Below are 22,529 nucleotides of genomic sequence, written 5' to 3' on the forward strand. Positions count from 1 at the left end.
CATATGAATTAGAGTGAGCGAGGAGGAGATAGGGTGATACGCATTTCATGTAAAAGTGAAGACTGTTTAGCAACTATTTTGCCAACCACTGCTGAAAAAACAGGTGGCTATTGCATGCCATGTCGGCAGGAGATGAATCACCAAGAGAGGCAACGATATATAAAAGAAAATCGAAAAGATGTGGATTTGTATGAGGGGATTGATGATCCGGTTGAAATTCTTAAGATCATGCACACCCCTACCTCACACGATCCATTAATTCAATACATTCCATATGGACTGAGCAGGGAGCAGTTATACATATCTTTATCTGAGGAAGACACAGACAGAATGTTAGTTTATGGTATGAGTCTATTGGATTTTGGTGATGAGGACACAAGCCAGGACATTTTGTTATCTTTGCTTTGTTATAAGAATAAGTCGCTAGCTACCTCAATCCAGGGGCTTATCTCACATGACTTATATTATCCGGGGTTATTGTTTAAGGGAGCCTCAGATGAGGAGCGGGATCAACTGCTGAATCAAGTGGAACGAGATAAGGAAAGTCGCAATCATCTATTAGTTTCGTTAGCTTGGATTGGAGATGAGCAGGTAGTAAAGCGGTTTTGTGAATGGAGGAAATCTCCCCCGCGATGGGTGGAGGAGCTCCACATCCGGCCTGAACAATATACTTATGAAGCAGGTTGGGAGCTTACCTCAATTGGTAATCGTCGTAATCTGTTTCATGAATACAACTATGCCATCGAGAAGATAGAAGCTAGTGATTTAAGTAATGAAGCAATTGAACCTGTAATCCTACTGACTGCTAGCTCGCATACCTGTCTGTGGTGTGGAGGGAAGTTGACTACACTGTTGGATCTGAAAGTGTGTCACCCATCGCTTCACTTTTTGTCTATGACTGGAGAGCGGTTTAAGCTAGATACGTGTGTTATATGTAGCTGTTATAGCGTTATGTTTATGGATGTTGATTCAAATGGTGAGTCCAAATGGAGCACATATAATCAGAAACCAGATTATTTACCAGTAATTAATATTGAAGATTATGATAACCAACATTTATCTGCAAGTAAGTTATTTAGGTTATCTAGTCAGCCTCGAAATAGCTACCACGCAGCTCACTGGACGTTAGAGTCAACTATTTCACAAGTTGGTGGGCATCCGACTTGGATACAGGATGCGGAGTACCCGATATGTCCTTGTTGTTCCAAGCATATGTTCTTTATCAGTCAGTTAGATTGGGGAGAACTAGTGGCGTATGGAGAGGGAATTTATTATACGTTTATATGTTCGAATTGTAGGATTACAGCTACATCATTCCAGCAATCATAGAGGGAGTCATTTTCTCAAAGTAAATCACAATAACACACGACTATGATTTAGAGTGATTCATTTGAAATCGACAACCGCAACCTTTCATCTTGTATGAAAGCGCTTTGCCAACTATACTAATGGTTGGTATTCAACATAATAAATAACATGATGGGGGAGTCTGCATGAAATTAGCAACATCAGTGAGTATTCCGCAGATCAAACGACGAAGGAGGCGTTGGCCACGAGTCATCGGGATTATAGGGCTTATTATTGTTATTTTAATTGCATGTGCGGGTGGCTATGTATATTGGTTACTGAATAAAACTGTGCCTGTTATAAAGGGCGAATTAAAGATTAGCGGGTTAGAGAAGGTTGTGAATGTATGGAGGGATGAGTCTGGGGTTCCGCATATAGAAGCACAAAGCGAACATGATCTATATTTAGCTCAAGGATACGTGACTGCACAAGATCGTATGTTCCAAATGGATATGAGCAGAAGGCAAGCGTCAGGTCAATTAAGCGAAGTCGTGGGTGCTAAAGCTATTGATCGTGATAAGTTCTTTCGAACATTTGGGTTACGTAGGGCAGCTGAAGCTTCATTAAGTGCGTATTCTGATTCCTCTAAGCAGGTGCTTGAATGGTATGCACAAGGTGTGAATAATTACATAAGTCAGGCAAAAGAAGCAGGATCACTACCCATTGAGTTTACAATTCTAGGATACGAGCCAACGGAGTGGGTGCCGATTGATTCGTTAACCATCGGTAAGTTTATGGCTTATGATATGGCAAATGGCTGGGAAGGGCAAGCGTTCCGTTACCAACTTATTCAGCAAGTATCTGCTGAAAAGGCGAAGTCATTATTTCCAACTTATCCGAAGGATGGCGCAACTATTATTCAAGCAATAAAGGACAATCCCATTGACTTATCGGCATTGGCATCTATTGCAATAGCTCCAGATCCGTATAATGGCAGTAACAATTGGGTTGTATCTGGAGCTAAGTCAGCTTCGGGTAAACCGATGTTGGCGAATGATCCACATTTAGGATTAGATTCCCCTGCAATTTGGTATGAGACGCATCTCTCTGCGCCTGATTTGAATGTTAGCGGTGTGATTTTTGCAGGCGTCCCAGGCATTATACTGGGGCACAATGAGCACATAGCTTGGGGTGTTACTAATTTAAATCCTGATGTTCAGGATCTTTACATTGAAAAGAGAAATCCGGACAATCCTGATCAGTTCGAGTATATGGGTAAGTGGGAAGACGCGAAAGTGTATAACGAAGAGATCAAAATTAAGGGTGAATTACCACTTTCCTATAAAGTAGCAGTAACGCGGCATGGTCCAAATATATCGGAATTTGCGAAGGATCAACAGCAGGACACAGCGCTTGCCATGAGATGGACAGCACTAGATCCGACGACCGAGCTCGAAGCAATTCAAATGTTTGCGAAAGCGCGTAATTGGGATGAATTTAAGAAAAGCTTAGAGTTCTTCAATGCTCCCCCACAAAATTTTGTGTTTGCTTCCAATGACGGCACGATTGCATATCGAGCTAACGGATTAATTCCAATTCGTAAGAAAGGTGATGGATCAGTTCCCGTACCAGGATGGACAGACGAATATGAATGGACAGGATTTATACCTTGGGATGAACTTCCAACGACAGTGAATCCACCAGAAGGGTATATCGCAACTGCGAATAATAAAGTAATCAATGATAGTTATCCCTACCATATTACAGATAACTGGTCTCAACCCTATCGTGAAGCACGAATTCAGCAAGTGCTGAACAATAAAGATGTGCTGACAACGGAGGATTTGCAAGAATTACAGTTCGACCGTAACAATCTTCAAGCTGAAGAATTTCTCGATGGATTAATCAAGCAAGTCAAGGGGAACGCAAACCTTCGGTCCATTGATGTGGAAACATTAGAACTACTGCAGAACTGGAATAAGGTGAATGATGCGGATCAAGCTGCCCCGCTCGCCTATGAACTATGGATTCAACGATTGGATGATGTATTGTTCAAACCTGAAATATCTGATGACATGATGAAGCTCTTTAATAATAAAGCTACCGCTAAGGATGAGATGATTCGTAAGACGCTTAGAGGTGAGAAGGAACCATGGATTGATGAAAAAGGAGGATTGGAACAAGTAGCACTGCAGGCGCTTCAGCTTGCAGTAGATCAAGCTGTTTCTTTACAAGGAAAACAACCTTCTAAATGGCAGTGGGGCAAGTTCCATCAAGTCGAGTTCCCCCATCCTTTAGGTTCTGTTAAGCCATTGAATTTGTTCTTCAATCCTAAGCCCGTTCCTATGGGTGGAAGTAAAGTAACGGTTGGCGCAGCAGGTTGGAACAAGGATACCGGCGAAGTGTATCATGGTGCACCTTGGAGAACAGTGATCGATTTAGCTGATCCATCGAAGTCGTATAATGTAGTTGCTCCTGGTCAATCTGGTAATTTAATGAGCAGTTGGTATAAAGACCAGATAGATGATTGGAGTACTGGACAATACCATACGACCAGTACTGTGCCATCCGTCTATCAGGCTGAGGGAAATCAGTTACAGTTAATTCCGGAATAATGAATACAAGAAACTTTCCAAACCACTTTTTAAGGGGAATGGAAAGTTTTTCTTTTTTTACGAATAGAGATGAATAGAAAACACCTTATTGCATAATTTTTCCTTGACGATAACTACCATTTAGTGCTAATTTATATACTAATTCATATCGGCATAGTTGTAATTAGAGAGGGGAGATGACCATGTCGCAAGCGGGAACTTCCATGTTAGAAATTGACCATATCCATGTATCTTATGAAGATAATAAAAGTATCATTAGCGATGTTCATCTAACGGTGAATCAAGGTGAATTCATCAGTATTATTGGTAAAAGCGGGTGCGGTAAAAGTTCGCTTCTCAACGTGATTGCTGGGTACATTCAACCGAATCAAGGTAATATTGTTATTAATGGTCAGCGAGTAAGTAAGCCAGGACCGGATCGCGGGTTTGTATTTCAAGATTTAGCTTTATTTCCTTGGCTAAATGTACTTGACAATGTTGCTTTTGGATTACGTATGGCTGGAATTAGCAAAAAGGAAAGAGTGGAACGTTGCAAAGAAGCCATTCTAATGGTCGGACTTGCAGGGTCAGAGCATAAGAGCATTTCAGATCTTTCTGGCGGTATGAAGCAACGGGTAGCCATAGCTCGAACATTGGTGACTAAACCAAGTATTCTTTTAATGGATGAGCCTTTTAGTGCACTGGATGAACAGACGAGGGAATCTCTACAAGAGGAGCTACTCCGTATCCAGAAAGAGACGGGAATGACTGTCATTTTGGTTACTCACAGTATTGATGAAGCGATCTATTTATCGGATCGGGTTGTAGTGTTTGATGATCAAGGACAAATTCATAACATTGTGAATATTGGCTTGGGAAGACCACGAATTCCAGAAATTCGGGTTTCATCGTATTTTAATGAATATAAAAAGCAGTTAATGATGGATTTAAGATATGACTTTCAAATCTACTACGAGTCAGAAGGCTCAGGGATATAACAAAGGGGAATGTAACCATGAAAGAGAGATCAGGATCCACCAAATTGTTCAGTATGTTAGGTAGCCTTGTGTTAGCCGTGGTAATCACTTCCGGTTGCGGAAACTCAAATACAAATAAGCAGGCTGAAGTAATAGATAAATCTCAAGAGGGAACACAAACGCAGCAAATCCAAGAGATCAAGGTTGGTTATGTGAATTTGATTGCCGCGGCACCGGCTATTATTGCCAAGGAGAAGAAGCTACTTGATAAGCAGGGATTAAAGGCTGAGTTCTTTTCTTTTAAGAATGGACCGGATTTGTACAAGGCTCTATCCTCAGGGAAGTTAGATATCGCGTATGCGGGAATGCCAGCGGCTGTTAATTGGGGCTCACGCGGAGCAGAATTCACAATAATTGCTAAAGTAGATCAAGGGAAAAATGGGCTGTTCACGAAAGAGTCATCTGGGATTACACAAGCTGCTGATCTTAAAGGGAAAAAACTTGGGAATCTGGTTAAAGGTAGCGGCGTAGATTATCTGATTCGTGCGGTATTACTTCCAGAAGGTCAGCTTGACGATCAATCCGTCACATTAGTACAAATGGAGACACCTAACATGGAGACTGCGATAACAAATGGGACAATCGATGCGGCTGTAGCCGGCGAACCGTTCTTGACCTTTGCAGAGTTACGTGGACTCAAAGTCGTACAGGAACTTCCAGACCCGGCATTTGTAGTTCTCGGTTCGAACGCTTTTTTAAAAGAGCAACCGGACGCTGTGAAGAAATTCATTCAAGGTCATATTGCTTCAATTGAGGAGTTGAATCAAAATGTGACCGAAAATGCCGAGGTGTTGGCCAAAGCATTTAACGTTCCGGAAATTAAAGGAACGGATAAAACGTACACTCCGACTGAGGTAATCACGCAAGCATTGAAGCGTAACAAGTTCGAATATAAATTTACCGATGACGATCTGTTATATTACCAAGAGGTGGCAGACAATAGCTTCACGATTAAATCAATCGAAAAGCAACTCGATGTATCAACGATCATCGATACAACTTGGATTAAATAACCGGGCCTTCGAAGGCAGGGGGAATATCATGAAAAAATTTCATTTCGGCATACTTGCCATCCCTTTTATCATCATTGTGTGGATGTTGGTTGCAAGGAATTATCCTCCCATTATATTTCCGGGACCATGGAGTACTTGGCTTGAACTGAAGAAGCAGCTCATATCTCCTGAATATTACCACCATATTGGGATCAGTCTTTACCGATTGTTCTCTGGATTTGCAATAGCGGCGATCTCAGCATTCGTATTTGGATTGTTAGCAGGGGTAAGTAAAGCATTTCGACAATTCCTATCTCCAATGACCATGTTGTTTCAAGCGACACCACCGATGGCTTGGGCGCCATTGCTCATATTGATGTTAGATTTAGGGAATGCACCGATGATTGCGGTCATCGTTATTGCCGCATTTTTCCCTATACTCGTCAATGTGATCCAAGGGATGGAGCGTATCAAAATTACGCATATTCGTGCAGCTCAGACACTTGGCGCTAATCGCCTTCAGTTGGCATGGCATGTGTATTTGCCGGAGGTTATGCCGTCTGCGTTCACAGGCGTCGTCGTAGGGTTTGGAATCGCGTGGCGTTCACTTGTTGCAGCAGAGATGATTGGTGGGAGTGCTGGGATTGGTTGGCTCATCTCTTCCAGTGGACAAATAGGCAACTCACCGTTAGTCATGGTAGGCATCATCACAATTGGTATATTGGCCATGTTCTTCGAATTTGTACTGTTGTATCCGTTGAAGAAGCGGTTTGCATCATGGGCCCTTAAGGGGTAATACAACATTTAAGGAGGTAACCATAATGAAAATTTATATACAGCGAGTGAAACGTTTTCTACATCTAGCACATGCACAGAATCGCACAGTAACTGTCGATCAAAGTGTGGAGCGAGGCGGCGAGGATTTAGGCTTTCGTCCTACCGAGTTATGGCTCATTGGGTTGTCATCTTGTTCGGTAATGACACTGCTTCGTTATGCAGAACAGAATACATTTCCACTTACAGATGTATCCGTTAATGCGGAAGATACGGTAGATGAGAACGGGGATATTTCAGCAATCGATTTCGGAGTCAGCTTTACAGGAGATTTAACGGATGAACAGAAAGAAAGTCTGCTTCAACATGTGAAAAATAACTGCAAGGTGCTGCGTACGGTAGGCTCTCATATCACTATCAACTTTAAAGAGTCGCTCTTAACGGATACGCCTAATGAAGGTATGAGTTGTACATTAGAAGGCGGCAATTGCTGTACCTAATATTTATTAAAGCAGGCGGGTCCTATGTGGACCCGTTTTTTGTTATTATTTTCGTAAGGAATCTATTGAATTCATTAAGGTTCAAATCTTATTACTCTTGATGAATTCAAGAAACTCTACAATAATATGCGATACTGCATCTTCTTGCGGCATATGAATAAATTGGCTTAGTCGAACGATATCCCCTTTATACAATTCGATGAGTTCCAACATGGACTCAGAATGATTGTGCTTTGCCGCATGTAGTAAAGTTAGGAATTCGCTGTCTGGGATAGTTTCTGTATCATTTTTCGCTTCCATTTGTTCACCGCCTGTTGGCTCATTTGTAGTTGTCGTGCAACTTCTGATTCGGTCTGATCTTGGATATAGAGTTTATACAAAATGATCTTTCCATAGGGAGGTAATGTATTTATGAGTTGCTGTACCACTATCTTGTTTTCAGTAGAATAGGTAAAGTTAGGTGCAGCAGGTTCTATCCCATAGAAAGAACATTCTCGTTTTTTAATGATTTTGGCGCGATATTGCAATCTCCATCCAATACGATAAACTTCGGTTTTATAACGTTCATAAAGGCTCTGTTGTGTCTCTATAATAAGTTCTCCCTTCTATTATGTTCTAAGTCTATTTACCTGTAGGGAAATACGAAGCGTAATTCCACAACCAAAACAGGAACGTTTGTTCTTATTTAGTATATCATTTATTGGTCATATTTGGTTGGTAAATTAAATTTTGATCGTAACGGTTGTTTTTTTGAAGGGTGAATCACCTATATATATGAAGGCACGAACAAGAAAGCGATGAAGTAAACTAAAGTGCCTATCATGAATATATGGAGTTGTTTATATGAAAAGAGTTCTATATGTACCACTTGATGATCGACCAGTTAACTTAGATGATGTCATCCTACAGGGTAAATCAGCAGGGATCGAGGTCATAACACCAAATAATAATGATATTAAAAACCGCTTGGACACTAAAAAAACAATTTCGGGATCGACGTTACTAGGTACGATGTCTCCCCGATTTGGGACAACATCAAACATTCGCCAATTCATTCTGAATAACGCATCCTCTGCGGATGGCTTCATTATCTCTACAGATATGCTTGCTTATGGTGGATTAATTGGAAGCAGACGTCTTCGTACAAGTGATGGAGGGATCTATCCTAACTTTGATACGGCTACCACAAATCTATTAGATGTAATTCGTGAAATTAAGCAGTGTTATCCCAGTAAGCCTGTCTATGTGATGGATACCATTATGCGATTGGCTACATCAGCGTATGTAGAGGGTCAAAATTATGATGCTTATACAGAGTCACGTAACTTCAGCCTGCAGCCTAGGCAAATATTTGAGGACTTCAACGATATTATAACTGGCTATAATACGAAACCTGATAACACGCCATATGGAGATACAGTCCATTTCGATAAAGAACAATATTATAACGCACGACACCATAAATTTAATTCAAACTATTATATTCTAGATCAACTTGCCCGCTTAGGTTATATTGACTTTCTTGCGATAGGTGTCGATGACTCCTCTACCCAAGGGGTTCAGGCAAATGAAATTGGGTTTATTGAAAGGTACATCAATGAACAGCTTGGTGGAGGTACGGAAGGTCAGAATCCTGAACGTGCTATTATTCTTCCTGATGCAGACGGGTTGGGTCATTCTCTTTTGGCACGCATGGCGAACCATTTGTATTGTGAAGGAGTCAAACCAAGATATAGGGTGCAATATTATGGACCTCATGGTTCAACGATCATTAACACATACGAATACATGACCGTACATGACAATATTTCGCGTCACGTTGATATGATTGGGGGACAATTTGTCACCAGTGGTTCGTATGATTTAGAAATTGTTGCGATTACGGACGTGAATCAAGTATCAAGTGCGATAAGCCGTATTCAATCGAATCGTAACGAACACATCCCAACGATCGTCATTGACTTTGTGGCTAAAGGGGCATCTAATGCGACGGTAACAGAGGCATTACTTGACTGTCCATTTACTGGAGGTCTTCTAGGATATAGTGGGTGGAATACAGCAGGGAATAAAATTGGGATTGCTCTTGGAATGGGACAGGCACGTTACGCATATCTAGTTACGGAAACTCATCCCGCAGCCCTTCATAAGGCAGTGAACGCGCATGGGTCACTTCTGTTCAAACGTTTCTTGAAAGATTACTATTACAAAACGGTGGTTATTGCAGAAATTCGAACATATTCTAGAGCAAATACACTGTATTCGAACGTACTTTACCCCGATCAGAACATGGGGCTTTTCAATTCTACAATTGATTACAATCATATGATTATTCTCTTGCAAGATCGGATGCAGACGTATACGAATACCCTTGCAGGGAAAAATGCTTTCTTGATTGGCTCAACGGCGTCGACGGGTAATATCCGTCAAATTAATAGTTCAACGATGTCATTCTCAAAATACAGTAGCGCAACACTTGCATATGCCAATCCTAATTACATTTGGGAGCGTGTATTCGAAATTACCTTAAGCCCTAGGGTGACAATGGAATAATGTCTCTTCTTCTATTGATTTAGCTTTCTTGTACACAGAGTAGGCACTTTAGAAAATATGCATGGGCAAAATAGACTATAAATGAGTGAAAATTGGTAAAATGATGCTGAAGTTGTACTGTATTTACAATAACAAGTGCCTTCAGATAGTCGTAAGAGTAACTTAAAATTAAACCTAATTAACTAAATAAATTTATGGAATGATTGTCGATATAATAAGTATAGAAATATTTAATCACAATGGAACAAAAAAAGAAGGTGTGTGAATATACAGGAGCTAAAGCAAGTACTAGCGTTTGCGGATCTGATTACGGAAGTAGATCCCAATATGAATGATCATACTTTGAGATGGGGGCAATTCGTAGCTTTTAAAGGAGATGCACACCGCATCATGGATGATGCACAAGCAAGTCAAATCGAAGTGGATCAAGCGCTATGGTTGCTTCTTTATGGAATTACAGAAATCGGACAGAAATATGTATCGGGTGGAGCACCTGTCTTGTTTCTTGGAAATGAATCTTCTTCATCAAATTTTCACTGAATAATAATACATGAAGACGGCAGAGATGCCGTTTTTTTGATGTGAGCTAGAGTTTATAACAAGTAAATTTTAACAAGACAAAATTCGACTTTTTCGGTATGATAGAATATGAATTTAATAATTGGAAATAGGTGCCAATGTGATTTCGAAGGAAATCATGGATTGGTTAAAAGGGAAGTGGGTGTAAATCCCACGCGGTCCCGCCGCTGTGAAAGAGGAGTTCTTGCAAGATGCCACTGGGAAACCGGGAAGGTTGTAAGGATGATGATACTTGAGCCAGAAGACCTGCCTGTTTCGTCACACCATTAACTCTACGAAGGATAGAAGGGTGTTTATTAGTGCATGCTTCTTTCAGCTGTTTACTATATAAACCTCTTAACTAAAGTTGAGAGGTTTTTTCGTGCTGTCGGAAAGTGTATTTCTTGTATTTCAAATTAAGGGGAGAGAAAGGAAGGAATTATTCAATTGAAGAGAAATAGGTTTTTAGCATGGTTGCTCGTAGTCAGTATGTTCTTTACGATGTTCGTACCAGGAATGTCAGTGTCTTATGCAGATGGAGGAGCTTCAACACCGCAAGCGGGGAATGAAGAAACATTATTAGTAACTCCACAGCAAAGCAGTGATGTTGATCAAGCCGAGGTGAATGATAGATCAGAAACCACAGATACGGGGATATCAGAGCCCACTGGTGAGTTAGATACTGCCAAAGAAATAGGTATAGAAGCAGGCGCAGAGACAGATACAGAAGCACCATCTATCACAGTAGTCGGTCTCGTTGATAAACAGGAAGTATCACAAAGTGAACTTACCTTTAACGTTACGGTAACAGACAACGTTTATAAAGATATCATTCCAGAAGTGAAGCTGAATGATGAAGTTGTTTTACCTGAAACAGTGGGAAAATACAAGGTTTCCTTGAAAGATGGGGGAAATCTGATTGAAGTCTTGGCGAAGAATGGAGCTGGAAAACCAGCTGAAAAATCGTTTAGCATTAAATACAGCAAGGTAGTTCCTCCGCTTTCAGCAAAAGAACAGTTGGATAAGAACTTGGCTTATATTCTTAGGACTGTATCGGAGCCGAATTACGGAACGGGGAATGGTGAATGGTCCGTTCTATCATTAGCTAGAGCTGATTACAAAGTAGAAGCAGGATATTATGATTCCTATTATGAGAAGGTTAAGCTTAAAGTAAAAGAATTAATGCTAAAGAATAATGGGCAACTGGATACTAAACTTAGTACCGAAGAATCAAGAGTAATTCTAGGATTAACTTCTATTGGTAAAGATGTTCATAATGTTGCCGGTTATGATATTACGAAGTCTTTGGCTAAATTTGACTATGTGAAAGCGCAAGGTATTAACGGGAGTATCTTTGCCTTAATAGCACTAGATAGTCACAATTACGAAATCCCCTTGGTTGAAGGTGGAGATCCGGAAAAGCAAACAACAAGACAAAAGCTAATTGATTATATTTTAGCTCATGAATCAAAAAACGGAAGCTGGGGCTTCATAGATACGAACGCAATGGCACTACAGAGCCTTGCTCCATATTATTCAGATATTCCAGAAGTGAAAATTGCCGTGGATCGAACGATTGAATCATTTTCGAAGTCTCAATTGAATGATGGTAGTATCGCTAAAAATATTTTTAGTAGCGCGCAAGTTATTCTTGCCTTAACTTCATTGGGCATTAATCCAGATACAGATAGTCGATTTATAAAAAATGGGAAGTCAGCTTTAGATGGATTATTAATGTTTGCTAATCCCGAAGGTGGTTTCAAATTATCAGTAACAGGGAAAGTAAATAATAATATGGCTACAGACCAAGGTACATATGCTTTAGTTTCCTATGATCGGTTAGTGAATAATAAAAACCGTTTATTCGATATGAAGGATGTACAGATCAAAGAGCCATCACAGCCAGAGCTACCTCATGCAATCGAATTACCATTGCCAGCTGGGAACCAACCTGTTGTTGACATATCTGATGACAAGAATGACTATATTATCCCGATCACACAGTCGGATAGTAATAAAGATATACAAATCTCCATCCTTGGCGATAGACTTGCAAAAGTAAGTGTAAATTTACCTTTTAAAAGTAGCCTACCCAATATAGAGGTTACCAAGGGAACTATATCTCTTTCCATCCCTAAAGGCGCGAAAATCACTAATGGTGATTCATCTTCAATAGAATTATTAACATCTAAAAGTGTAGCAGACACTGCATTAATAGATACATTAAGTTCCATCATTCCAGTGGGTCAGAAGCTCGATCATATCCTTCAAGCATTCACGGTAGGAGGATCTGGGAAGGTAGAGTTTAATCAATTTGTTACCTTAACATTAACGGCCATGAAAGGGAAAGATGCAGCTTATATCGAGAATGAATCTCCCCATGCAATACAAAAATATGCAAGTGATATTGAAGGTAAAGCTAGCGGTAAGAATGAGTATGCCTATGACAGTGGAAATGATCTGATCGTAAAGACCAACCATTTTACAGACTATGTTGCTTATACTTCTAGCACTGAAGTTATTCCTCCTGTAATAACAGGGAAATACGTAACTTTATCGGTAGATAAACTTATGATTAACAAAGGATACGTAGTCTCAAATATGAAGGTAGAGTTACGATCCGGTGACACGGCATGGACCATTTTACGCAGAGTGTTGGACAGTAAGGGGATTAGCTACTCTTGGAATAATAAATATGGAACTCCATACTTAGAATCCATTGCTGGTGATGGAGAATTCGACCACGGTAGTGGAAGCGGTTGGATGTATAATGTCAACGGCAGTTATCCGGGATACGGGGCTAGCCAATATGTTCTTAGTGATGGTGATGAAATCCAGTGGCGATATACGGCAAGCTTGGGTGAGGACTTAGGAGAAAGAGTACCCACGGGAAGCTTAATCTCAATGGGTGAAGGAATGATCATTAATTCCAATGATAAAACACCTGTTATCAATGTTCCAAGTAATATCCAAAAGGATTATAACCTGAGTATCCCGAAAGAATTACAAAACACCAACAATATCACGATTAATATTCCTGATGTTAAAGCTAAGGTCTTTCTTAGCTTAGAGGATGTTAAAGACAATATTCCAATGATAACAGTTAATAAAGGGAATATCACAGTTGTTATTGATAAAGGTACAAGATTTAAGTCTGGAGATCGCAAAATTGAACTCATGACCTCTAATCAGGATACGAAATTACAAGAAATAATCCAGAGCACACTGAGTAAGGGTGATAAAGTTACAGCTCTAAATTATGCTTTTATGATGGGAAATACGAATAGTTCCGTATTATTTGATAAGCCACTTAGCATCACCATAAAGGGTGCCAAAGGGCAAATGATAGGATTTATCGAGAACAACAAATTTACACCTATTACGATGTATGGATCTGAGGATCAAGGACTTAAGGAAACGCAAGGCAGTGAGAAGAGAACCTATGGTTATGTTAAAGGTAATGATATCTTTATCAAAACAAACCATTTCACAACTTTCGTCTCATACACTGTTGGTCTAGATGCTACAGTTCCTACGAAACCAAGTACAGGTCCAAATCTAAATAATGTGTATTCAGACGTTAGTGCCATCTCGAATTGGGCTTACGATGCTATTCTTGAAGCGACGAACAATAGATATATCCAAGGAAGCAATGGTAAGTTTCATCCGAAGGCTAACATTACTAGAGCGGAATTCACCAAAATCCTAGTTAACGTGTTAGCTCTGGATACGAAGCTTGCTACTGGAGCTAACTTTAAGGATGTACGAGTTAATGATTGGTTCTATCCTTATGTTAACGCAGCTAACAAAGCGGGATTAGTCACAGGATACAATGATGAATTCCATCCAAACGATAATATTACACGTGAGCAAATGGCAGTAACGATCGTTAGAGCTTTGAGCATTCAACCAATGAAGTCAGGTACGGCTATCAAAGATATCCATAAAGCATCTGCTTGGGCTAAGACAGATATCGAAACCGTTACTGCACTAGGCTTGATGACAGGTAGCGATAATCTATTTAACCCTAAAGATGCGGTTACGAGAGAAATGGCTGCTGTTGTATCTACTAGAATTCATAAATACAAGAATGACCATAAGACCACGGATACCAATACAGGTAAAGTAGATAGCGTAGACAGCACAACTAAGCTTGAGGTTCAGACACAAATTAAAGATACCGCAGCTTTTATGCAAAAGGCAGTTACGGATCCAATCATAGCTAGTGTTGGCGGGGATTGGACCGTATTTGGATTGGCACGTTCTGATGTGCCAGTACCCGATGCCTATTATGCTAAATACTATGCGAATGTAGAAAAGATTCTGAAAGAAAAATCAGGGAAACTGCACAATGTAAAGTATACGGAATACGATAGAGTGATTTTGGCGTTAACCGCAATGGGTAGAAATATCGATGATGTGGCGGGATATAACTTAAGAGAACCACTCGCTGATTTCGACACTTTAATTAAACAAGGCATTAATGGACCCATCTTTGCTCTTATAGCGCTAGACAGTATGCATTATGAGATACCGATCGTTGCTGGAGTAAAGACACAGACAACAAGGGAGTTACTAATCAATTTTATCTTGAACAGAGAGATTAGTGGTGGCGGATGGGCATTAGGGGAAAAGCCTGATGTCTCAGATGCCGATGTTACTTCCATGGCCATTCAAGGGCTTGTGCCATATTATGCAACAAATTCAAAAGTAAAAGCGGCTGTGGATCGTGGTGTTGCTTGGCTATCCAAGGCTCAGATGGCTGATGGAGGATATACGAGTGGGCGCTCGGTGAATTCTGAGAGTATTGCTCAGGTTGTTGTAGCCTTGTCTAGTCTTGGTATAGATGCGGATCGTGACACTAGATTTATTAAAAATGGAAAATCACCACTAGATGCCTTACTGAGCTTCGCTGCTCCAAGTGGAGGGTTCTATCATATTAAGTCAGGCGGTCAAGATAACGGTGGTGCCAAGCCGGGGGGAATTGATCTTATGGCGACAGATCAAGTAATGTATGCACTTGTAGCTTACGATCGTTATATCAATAAGCAGACTCGTCTATATGACATGTCAGATGTTAAATAGCCAATAAATTAAGAAATCGAAGCAAGGGTGGAGTATATGCCCTTGCTTCGTTATTTAAGGTGGGAATGAGTAGATGAACAAGAAAAGATGGTTCAGCGCACTATTGATCATAGGCGTACTAGCGATTGCATTCTTTTGGGGTGGAGATTATCAGAAGAGCTCAACTGAGATTGCGAATGGGACAACTAAGACTAAGGTTACAAGTGAAATAACGACCTCTTTAAATACATTGTCTCAGCAAGATGAAGAGACTAATGGACAAGAAGACACGACAACAAAAGAGTCTGATAGTCATGCTTCCAAGCCATTAACAGAAGAATTGCAAAAGTCAGAAGAAATAGAAAGTGATATAGAATCAGGAAAAGTAGACGAAGCAGCTAAAGGAATAGAAAAGGGAACAGAAACAGAAAAAGTAGTAGAAACAGTCAAACCCAATATTAAAATAGAAGAGTCAGACAAGGTTGTATCTAAGCAACCTGTGAAGGATACGGTATCCGAATTAAAGGTGCAGGAATCAAAGAAACCAGCAGCAAGATCGGAAGTTAAGGTTCCGAATACAGAAGCTAAGAAAGATATGTATCTTACCGACCCCGTTCCAAAGGGGAAACCTAAACCTGTTGAGTGGCAGGATGCAACGATAAATAAGAAGGAAGAACTTACGGTTACATTGTCCGTATCAGCGAAAACAATATTAAGTAATATGGATATATTCAATAAGGATAAACTCGAAGTGTTGCCAGCCGACGGTATTATTTATAAAAAACAAAAGGTTACTTTCTATGAAGGAGAGTCTGTCTTTGACGTGTTACTCCGAGAGATGAAAAAGAATAAAATTCATATGGAATTCTCGATGACACCCATCTACAACAGTAATTATATTGAGGGAATAAACAATTTATATGAATTTGACTGTGGAGAGTTAAGCGGTTGGATGTATAAGGTCAACGGATGGTTTCCTAACTATGGTAGCAGTCGGTATGTTCTCAAAGACGGGGACGTCGTTGATTGGGTGTACACCTGTGATTTAGGCCGAGATGTTGGCGGGGATATGGGAGCGGGTAAACAATGAAGGATTCATTTGCGACCTTTCATCCGATTGTGAATTTTATGTATTTTGTCGTAATTTTGTTGTTTAGTATGATCTTTATGCATCCTATCTTTCAAGTCATAGCACTCATCAGCGCAATTACGTATTCCATAATGTTAAAAGGAAATAGCGCTATTAAATTTAATCTACTCTATATGATTCCATTGTTATTGATCATGGCCCTAATGAATCCTGCCTTTAATCATGAAGGGAGTACCATTCTCTTCTATTTAAACAATGGAAATCCCATTACGCTTGAATCCATCCTATTTGGAATGGCAGCAGCATGTATGTTTGTAACGATAGTTATATGGTTCTCTTGTTATAACATCGTGATGACTTCGGATAAATTTATCTATCTGTTCGGAAAAGTATTGCCCGCGCTTTCGTTAATTTTGTCGATGGTGTTGCGCTTTGTACCTAGATATGTAGCACAAATTAAGGTGATCTCTAATGCCCAGAAATGTGTAGGCAGGGATATTTCACAGGGAAACATACTCCAAAGAGCGCGAAATGGGATTACTATTCTCTCGATTATGACCACATGGGCATTAGAAAATGCCATTGAAACCGCAGATTCGATGAAATCAAGAGGATATGGATTGCCTAACCGCACGAGCTTCTCCATATTTCGATTTGATAGCAGGGATAAGATAGTACTTATGATCATGCTGGGATTAACAATCATGGTTGTCATAGGTGGGGCAAGGGGTGAGAATACGATACGATTCTTTCCTTCTATTAAAATGGTGGCGATGACGCCGTTAAGTATGGTTGTGTATTTAGTCTACTTTGTTCTATGTATGATACCTGTGATCATCAATGTGGTGGAGGTAATGAAATGGAAATCTATACAATCAAAGATGTAAGTTTCACCTTTCCAGAGAAAGAACAAGATACCCTTTCCCATATTAGTCTTTCGATCAAAAGTGGGGAATTTGTAACGATATGTGGAAAGTCAGGTTGTGGCAAGAGTACATTACTTAGGCAGTTGAAAACGATACTTACACCACATGGTAAACGTACCGGAGAGATTTATTATGGGGGGCAACCGATAGAAGGACTGGACCAACGGACACAGGCATCAGAGATTGGATTTGTGCTACAAAACCCTGACAATCAGATTGTGACGGATAAGGTATGGCATGAACTAGCCTTTGGGCTAGAGAGTTTAGGGTATGAACAAAGCACTATACGTTTACGTGTTGCTGAAATGGCGAGTTTTTTTGGCATTCAGACATGGTTTCATAAAAATGTTTCTGAGCTTTCTGGAGGACAGAAGCAACTTCTCAATTTAGCTTCTATCATGGCGATGCACCCTTCGGTATTAATTCTTGATGAGCCAACGTCACAACTAGATCCAATCGCGGCGGCTGACTTTTTAGAAACGGTAAAGAAAATAAATCGCGACTTAGGTACAACTATTATAATGACAGAGCATCGACTGGAGGACATACTCCCTATCTCTGATCGCCTCATTGTGATGGATGCAGGGGTAATAATTGCAGATGATTTACCTCATAAGGTCGGACAAATATTAAGCGAGATGAATCATCCGATGTTTTGCTCGATGCCTTCACCGATGCAGATATATGCCGGTGTGGACAATGACTTGGCTTGTCCTGTAACGGTAAAGGAGGGACGGCAATGGTTAAATGCGTTCCTGTGTGATAATAAACCAGCTGAAATGGTGGATACCAAGGAAACCATAGGGATATCCAGTCGTACTGTAATCACATTTAAAGATGTGTGGTTTAAATACGAAAAGAATAGTCCGGATATTATCAAGGATTTGTCTTTTGAAGTGAAAGAGGGCCAGTTCTATTGCATCGTTGGTGGGAATGGCACGGGTAAAACATCGACACTATCGCTTATTAGCGGTATCCTCCAACCCTATAGAGGAAAGGTTCTCATAGGTGGTAAGAATACTGCCCAAATGAATGCCAAAGAGCTATTTACTAATAATCTGGGTATACTTCCGCAAAGTCCGCAAACGTTATTTGTGAAAAAAACAGTTGAACAAGATTTATACGAAATGTTGTCAGATAAGCCGCTAACGAAGGAAGAAAAGGCAGTTAAAATAGATGCAATCGTTAAGTTCGCAGAGCTTGAGGATCTACTAGCTATGCATCCTTATGACTTAAGTGGTGGAGAGCAGCAGCGAGCGGCACTAGCTAAAGTTCTTTTGTTAGAGCCGAGGATATTGTTGCTCGATGAACCAACGAAGGGCCTGGATGGATTTTTTAAGGAGAAGCTTGCCTTATTCTTGAAGAAGTTAAATGCTGATGGTGTTACGATTGTGATGGTCTCACACGATATTGAATTTTGTGCTAAGTATGCAGAAGTATGTGCGATGTTCTTTGATGGGAGTATCATTACTTCGAATACAACCCAGCAATTTTTCGCAGGGAATAGCTTCTATACGACGTCAGCCAATCGGATGGTGCGTCATGTATGGCCGAATGCAGTCAAAGTTGAGGATGTGATTGAACGATGCCAGACAAGCAGGTGACGGGTAAGCGATTAAGCGGCCGGACAGTATTAGCAACTGTGCTTATCCTCATTGTCATTCCAGCTACGATGATGTTAGGTATTCTCGTATTAAATGATCGTAAATATTATTTTATTAGCTTATTAATTGTACTTTATACGATGATTCCGTTCGCCATGGTATTTGAAAAGCGTAAGCCACAGGCACGGGAGTTAATCGTGATCGCTGTATTAACAGCTATTGCAGTAGCAGGAAGAGGCGCGTTCTTCATGTTGCCGCAGTTCAAACCCGTCGTTGCAATTGTTATTATCGCAGGTGTGAGTCTGGGTGCTGAGGCAGGATTTCTTGTAGGCGCTGTTACAGGATTTGTATCCAATTTCTTCTTTGGTCAAGGGCCATGGACGCCGTGGCAAATGTTCTGTTTTGGAATTATTGGGTTTATAGCAGGTATTTTATTTGAAAAGGGACTTCTTAAAAAGACGAAACTATCATTGTGTGTATTTGGAGGCTTAGCTACTTTGTTAATTTACGGTGGTATTATTAACATAGGTTCACTAATGATGTTCACATCACAGTTCTCATGGCAGGCGTTACTTGCTACTTACATTTCAGGTTTTTGGTTTGATATGGTGCATGCGATTGCCACGGTGGTGTTCCTCTTCTTCATTTCTCAGCCGATGATTGAGAAATTGGATCGGATTAAGATTAAGTATGGACTGATTGAGAAGTAGTAGAATTCGGTTTGTACAGTGGACATGACAAAACGGTAGATCGCTAACAAGGCGATCTACCGTTTTGATTTCTACGCTATAAATTAATTCTCGATGAGGTCGATCACGTGTTTATCGAGAATCCACATTAAAATATGATGGAAATTGAATAAATTATATCAGTGACTATTTGTTTTATAAGTGGGAGAATGGTGGTAGGTCAATATGTATTAGAATGGAGTAGATATCGAATTCAGAAACAAATAGAAGAAGAGATAGTGGAGTTACGTGAACTGGTTACGAGGGAATTGTTAGGGGAATTGTCGTCAGAAAGTGTCCGCCCGAATGAACCCGTGAAGGTTTGGTCATTCCCTAAGCCTTGGCTGTTACTAGGATCAGGGAATTATGCGGCAGTATTCTCTCACCCGGATTTTGAACATTATGCTGTGAAAATTTATGCTCCAGGAAGGCCTGGTTTAAAGGAAGAAGCTGAGGTATATAAGCGTCTTGGTGATCATCCAGCATATTCCATATGCTATTATGTCGGAACGGACTTTCTTATATTGAAGAGACTGAATGGAATCACGTTCTATGAATGTATCAAAAAAGGGATTTGCGTAACTGAACAGGCTATACAAGATATTGATGGAGCTTTAGAATATGCTTGTTCGCGCGAACTTCGTCCACACGATGTTCACGGTAAAAATATCATGATCAAGGATGGCCGGGGTCTGGTCGTGGATGTGTCTGATTTCTTAAAGCAAGATGATTGCAACATGTGGGATGATTTCAAAATAGCATATTATAGCCTGTATCGTCCTATAACATCTATATGGTTATTTCCAGTACCCGGCGCTGTGTTGGAGGCGGTACGAAAGGGATATCAGCTTTGGCGAGGTAGATGACTTAATCGATTGACATGTATCTTTAATTTGTTTTAACGTTAGTTCAATAGCGGAATAAGACCCCACATTGGGGAGAGAATTTGTGTTCACTAAACCTATCAGTACAGATTGGAGCCATACAATTGTATCGAAATTTAGAAGATTGTATTATCGACTTAGAGAAACATGGACATTTAGTTCGTATTCGAGAAGAAGTGGATCCTTATCTTGAAATGGCTGCCATTCATATGAGAGTTTATGAGGCTGGCGGCCCTGCGTTGTTATTTGAGAATGTAAAAGGTTCGAAGTTCCGAGCGGCTTCCAACTTATTTGGTACGATAGAGCGTAGCAAGTTCATCTTTCGAAATACATGGACTTCTGTACAGAATGTAATGGCTATGCGCGACGATCCAATGAAAGCGTTGAAACAACCTTTTAGAAATATTGGTAATGGATTTGCTGCAATGAAAGCTCTCCCTTTAAAGAAGTTCGGGACGCCTTCAGTTACTGCACAGGAAATTCAAATATCGGACCTTCCACAGATCCAACATTGGCCGATGGACGGTGGTGCTTTTATCACACTGCCGCAAGTGTATTCGGAAGATCCAGAGAAACCTGGAATCATGAATTCTAATCTCGGTATGTACCGTGTTCAACTGAGCGGTAATGAATATGAAATGAATAAAGAAATTGGCTTACATTATCAGATTCACCGCGGAATAGGTGTACATCAAGCTAAGGCAAACAAGGCCGGAACGCCTTTGAAAGTAAGCTGTTTCGTAGGAGGTCCTCCGGCGCACACGTTGTCAGCGATCATGCCATTGCCAGAAGGTCTTAGCGAGATGACGGTCGCTGGATTGCTTGCAGGACGGAATTTTCGCTACAGTTATGTGGATGGTTTCTGTATCAGTAATGATGCTGATTTTGTAATCACTGGAGAAATTCATACTGGCGAGACGAAGCCGGAAGGTCCTTTTGGAGATCATTTGGGTTATTACAGCCTTACCCACAATTTCCCTGTCATGAAAGTACATAAAGTGTATGCTAAGCCCAATGCCATCTGGCCGTTCACTGTTGTGGGTCGTCCACCGCAGGAGGATACCGCATTCGGAGAACTTATTCATGAGTTAACAGGGGACGCAATCAAACAGGAAATTCCCGGTGTCAAAGAAGTACATGCTGTGGATGCTGCGGGTGTACATCCGTTGCTGTTTGCAATTGGTAGTGAGCGATACACCCCTTATCAGAAAGTGAAACAGCCGACAGAAATACTCACGATAGCCAACCGTATATTAGGCACAGGGCAATTGAGCTTGGCGAAGTACCTATTCATAACTGCTGAAGAGAATCACCCTATAGACTCGCACAATGAAGTAGAATTTTTGAAGTATATTTTGGAACGGATAGATTTACATCGCGATATTCATTTCTATACCAATACGACCATTGATACGCTAGATTATTCAGGTACGGGTTTAAATAGTGGTAGTAAAGTTGTCTTCGCGGCCTATGGAGATAAAAAGAGAGAGTTATGCAAAGAGGTTCCGGATGTCTTAAAAGAAATTCGTGGATTTGAAAATGCACAATTAGTCATGCCTGGTATTGTAGTAATTCAAGGTTCAAAATTCATCGATTATAGTCAAGCGCAACAAGAGTTACAAGGGTTATCAGAGGCTATTCAAACGAAGGGGCCAATTCCATCTTGTCCTATGATCATTCTAAGTGACGACAGTTCATTCATAAGTGCGACAATTCAAAATTTCCTATGGGTTACATTCACGAGAAGCAATCCTTCGCACGACATTTATGGTGTGAACGGTCATTATGAGAACAAACACTGGGCTTGTGACAATGTAATTATTGATGCACGTACCAAGCCACATCAAGCACCGCCATTAATAGCTGATCCAACGGTTGCGAAGAACATTGAGCGATTATTTGTTAAAGGGGCAAGCTTAGGTGGGTTAAAGATCGAGTGAA

At 40.5% G+C, this 22,529-nt stretch carries 17 protein-coding genes and 1 riboswitch; of the genes, 15 read left to right on the forward strand and 2 right to left on the reverse strand.

Going from position 1 to position 22,529, the window contains the following annotated elements:
* The first annotated feature begins 33 nt into the window (after positions 1-33).
* The 6 genes from PBAT_RS16890 to PBAT_RS16915 all read left to right on the forward strand — a co-directional run bounded on the left by PBAT_RS16890 (position 34) and on the right by PBAT_RS16915 (position 7,184).
* Positions 34-1,329, forward strand: a complete 1,296-nt coding sequence (locus tag PBAT_RS16890; protein ID WP_068651069.1) for a DUF1963 domain-containing protein — start codon at positions 34-36, stop codon at positions 1,327-1,329.
* Positions 1,330-1,493: 164 nt separating this feature from the next.
* Complete coding sequence (locus PBAT_RS16895; protein WP_068651073.1) at positions 1,494-3,902, forward strand: penicillin acylase family protein; 2,409 nt, start codon at positions 1,494-1,496, stop codon at positions 3,900-3,902.
* Positions 3,903-4,084: 182 nt separating this feature from the next.
* On the forward strand, positions 4,085-4,879 hold the full coding sequence (locus PBAT_RS16900) for an ABC transporter ATP-binding protein (protein ID WP_068651075.1): 795 nt from the start codon (positions 4,085-4,087) through the stop codon (positions 4,877-4,879).
* 17 nt (positions 4,880-4,896) lie between these two features.
* Positions 4,897-5,931 carry an ABC transporter substrate-binding protein gene (locus tag PBAT_RS16905; protein ID WP_068651077.1) on the forward strand — a complete coding sequence of 345 codons (1,035 nt, stop codon included), beginning with the start codon at positions 4,897-4,899 and terminating at the stop codon, positions 5,929-5,931.
* A 28-nt stretch (positions 5,932-5,959) separates the two neighbouring features.
* The gene (locus tag PBAT_RS16910; protein WP_068651079.1) at positions 5,960-6,706 is read left to right on the forward strand and encodes an ABC transporter permease; all 747 of its coding nucleotides are present in this window, start codon (positions 5,960-5,962) and stop codon (positions 6,704-6,706) included.
* Between the two features lie 25 nt (positions 6,707-6,731).
* A complete protein-coding gene (locus PBAT_RS16915) occupies positions 6,732-7,184 on the forward strand; it encodes an OsmC family protein (RefSeq protein WP_068651082.1) in 453 nt (150 codons plus the stop codon).
* Positions 7,185-7,265: 81 nt separating this feature from the next.
* Here PBAT_RS16915 and PBAT_RS16920 read toward each other — a convergent pair whose 3' ends face one another.
* On the reverse strand, positions 7,266-7,484 hold the full coding sequence (locus tag PBAT_RS16920) for a hypothetical protein (protein WP_068651084.1): 219 nt from the start codon (positions 7,482-7,484) through the stop codon (positions 7,266-7,268).
* Positions 7,436-7,612, reverse strand: coding sequence for a sigma factor-like helix-turn-helix DNA-binding protein (locus PBAT_RS25990; protein ID WP_246168627.1), 177 nt, complete (start codon positions 7,610-7,612; stop codon positions 7,436-7,438). Before PBAT_RS25990 ends, PBAT_RS16920 begins: the two co-directional genes overlap by 49 nt.
* A gap of 415 nt (positions 7,613-8,027) precedes the next feature.
* Here PBAT_RS25990 and PBAT_RS16925 point away from each other — a divergent pair, with 415 nt between their 5' ends.
* From PBAT_RS16925 to PBAT_RS16965, 9 genes are all read left to right on the forward strand, one after another.
* Entirely contained in the window at positions 8,028-9,734 is a 1,707-nt protein-coding gene (locus PBAT_RS16925; RefSeq protein WP_068651090.1) for a DUF4127 family protein, read from the forward strand.
* A 261-nt stretch (positions 9,735-9,995) separates the two neighbouring features.
* Positions 9,996-10,274, forward strand: coding sequence for a hypothetical protein (locus tag PBAT_RS16930; protein ID WP_068651092.1), 279 nt, complete (start codon positions 9,996-9,998; stop codon positions 10,272-10,274).
* A 112-nt stretch (positions 10,275-10,386) separates the two neighbouring features.
* Positions 10,387-10,581, forward strand: a riboswitch (cobalamin riboswitch).
* A gap of 158 nt (positions 10,582-10,739) precedes the next feature.
* Positions 10,740-15,377: an S-layer homology domain-containing protein gene (locus PBAT_RS16935; RefSeq protein ID WP_068651094.1), complete on the forward strand. Its 4,638-nt coding sequence runs from the start codon at positions 10,740-10,742 to the stop codon at positions 15,375-15,377.
* Positions 15,378-15,450: 73 nt separating this feature from the next.
* The gene (locus PBAT_RS16940; protein WP_068651096.1) at positions 15,451-16,446 is read left to right on the forward strand and encodes a DUF4430 domain-containing protein; all 996 of its coding nucleotides are present in this window, start codon (positions 15,451-15,453) and stop codon (positions 16,444-16,446) included.
* Positions 16,443-17,333 carry an energy-coupling factor transporter transmembrane component T gene (locus PBAT_RS16945; RefSeq protein WP_068651098.1) on the forward strand — a complete coding sequence of 297 codons (891 nt, stop codon included), beginning with the start codon at positions 16,443-16,445 and terminating at the stop codon, positions 17,331-17,333. The genes PBAT_RS16940 and PBAT_RS16945 overlap by 4 nt, the downstream gene beginning before the upstream one ends.
* Positions 17,306-18,976 (forward strand): ABC transporter ATP-binding protein, encoded by a 1,671-nt coding sequence (locus PBAT_RS16950; RefSeq protein ID WP_068651099.1) that lies wholly within the window; start codon positions 17,306-17,308, stop codon positions 18,974-18,976. Before PBAT_RS16945 ends, PBAT_RS16950 begins: the two co-directional genes overlap by 28 nt.
* Positions 18,958-19,686: an ECF transporter S component gene (locus tag PBAT_RS16955; protein ID WP_068651102.1), complete on the forward strand. Its 729-nt coding sequence runs from the start codon at positions 18,958-18,960 to the stop codon at positions 19,684-19,686. Before PBAT_RS16950 ends, PBAT_RS16955 begins: the two co-directional genes overlap by 19 nt.
* 161 nt (positions 19,687-19,847) lie before the next feature.
* Positions 19,848-20,570 (forward strand): serine/threonine protein kinase, encoded by a 723-nt coding sequence (locus tag PBAT_RS16960; protein WP_248912434.1) that lies wholly within the window; start codon positions 19,848-19,850, stop codon positions 20,568-20,570.
* Positions 20,571-20,692: 122 nt separating this feature from the next.
* Positions 20,693-22,528 (forward strand): UbiD family decarboxylase, encoded by a 1,836-nt coding sequence (locus PBAT_RS16965; RefSeq protein WP_068651108.1) that lies wholly within the window; start codon positions 20,693-20,695, stop codon positions 22,526-22,528.
* The last annotated feature ends 1 nt before the right edge of the window (position 22,529 follow it).

Source organism: Paenibacillus antarcticus, from assembly GCF_001637225.1.
GTDB classification, from domain to species: domain Bacteria; phylum Bacillota; class Bacilli; order Paenibacillales; family Paenibacillaceae; genus Paenibacillus_AQ; species Paenibacillus_AQ antarcticus.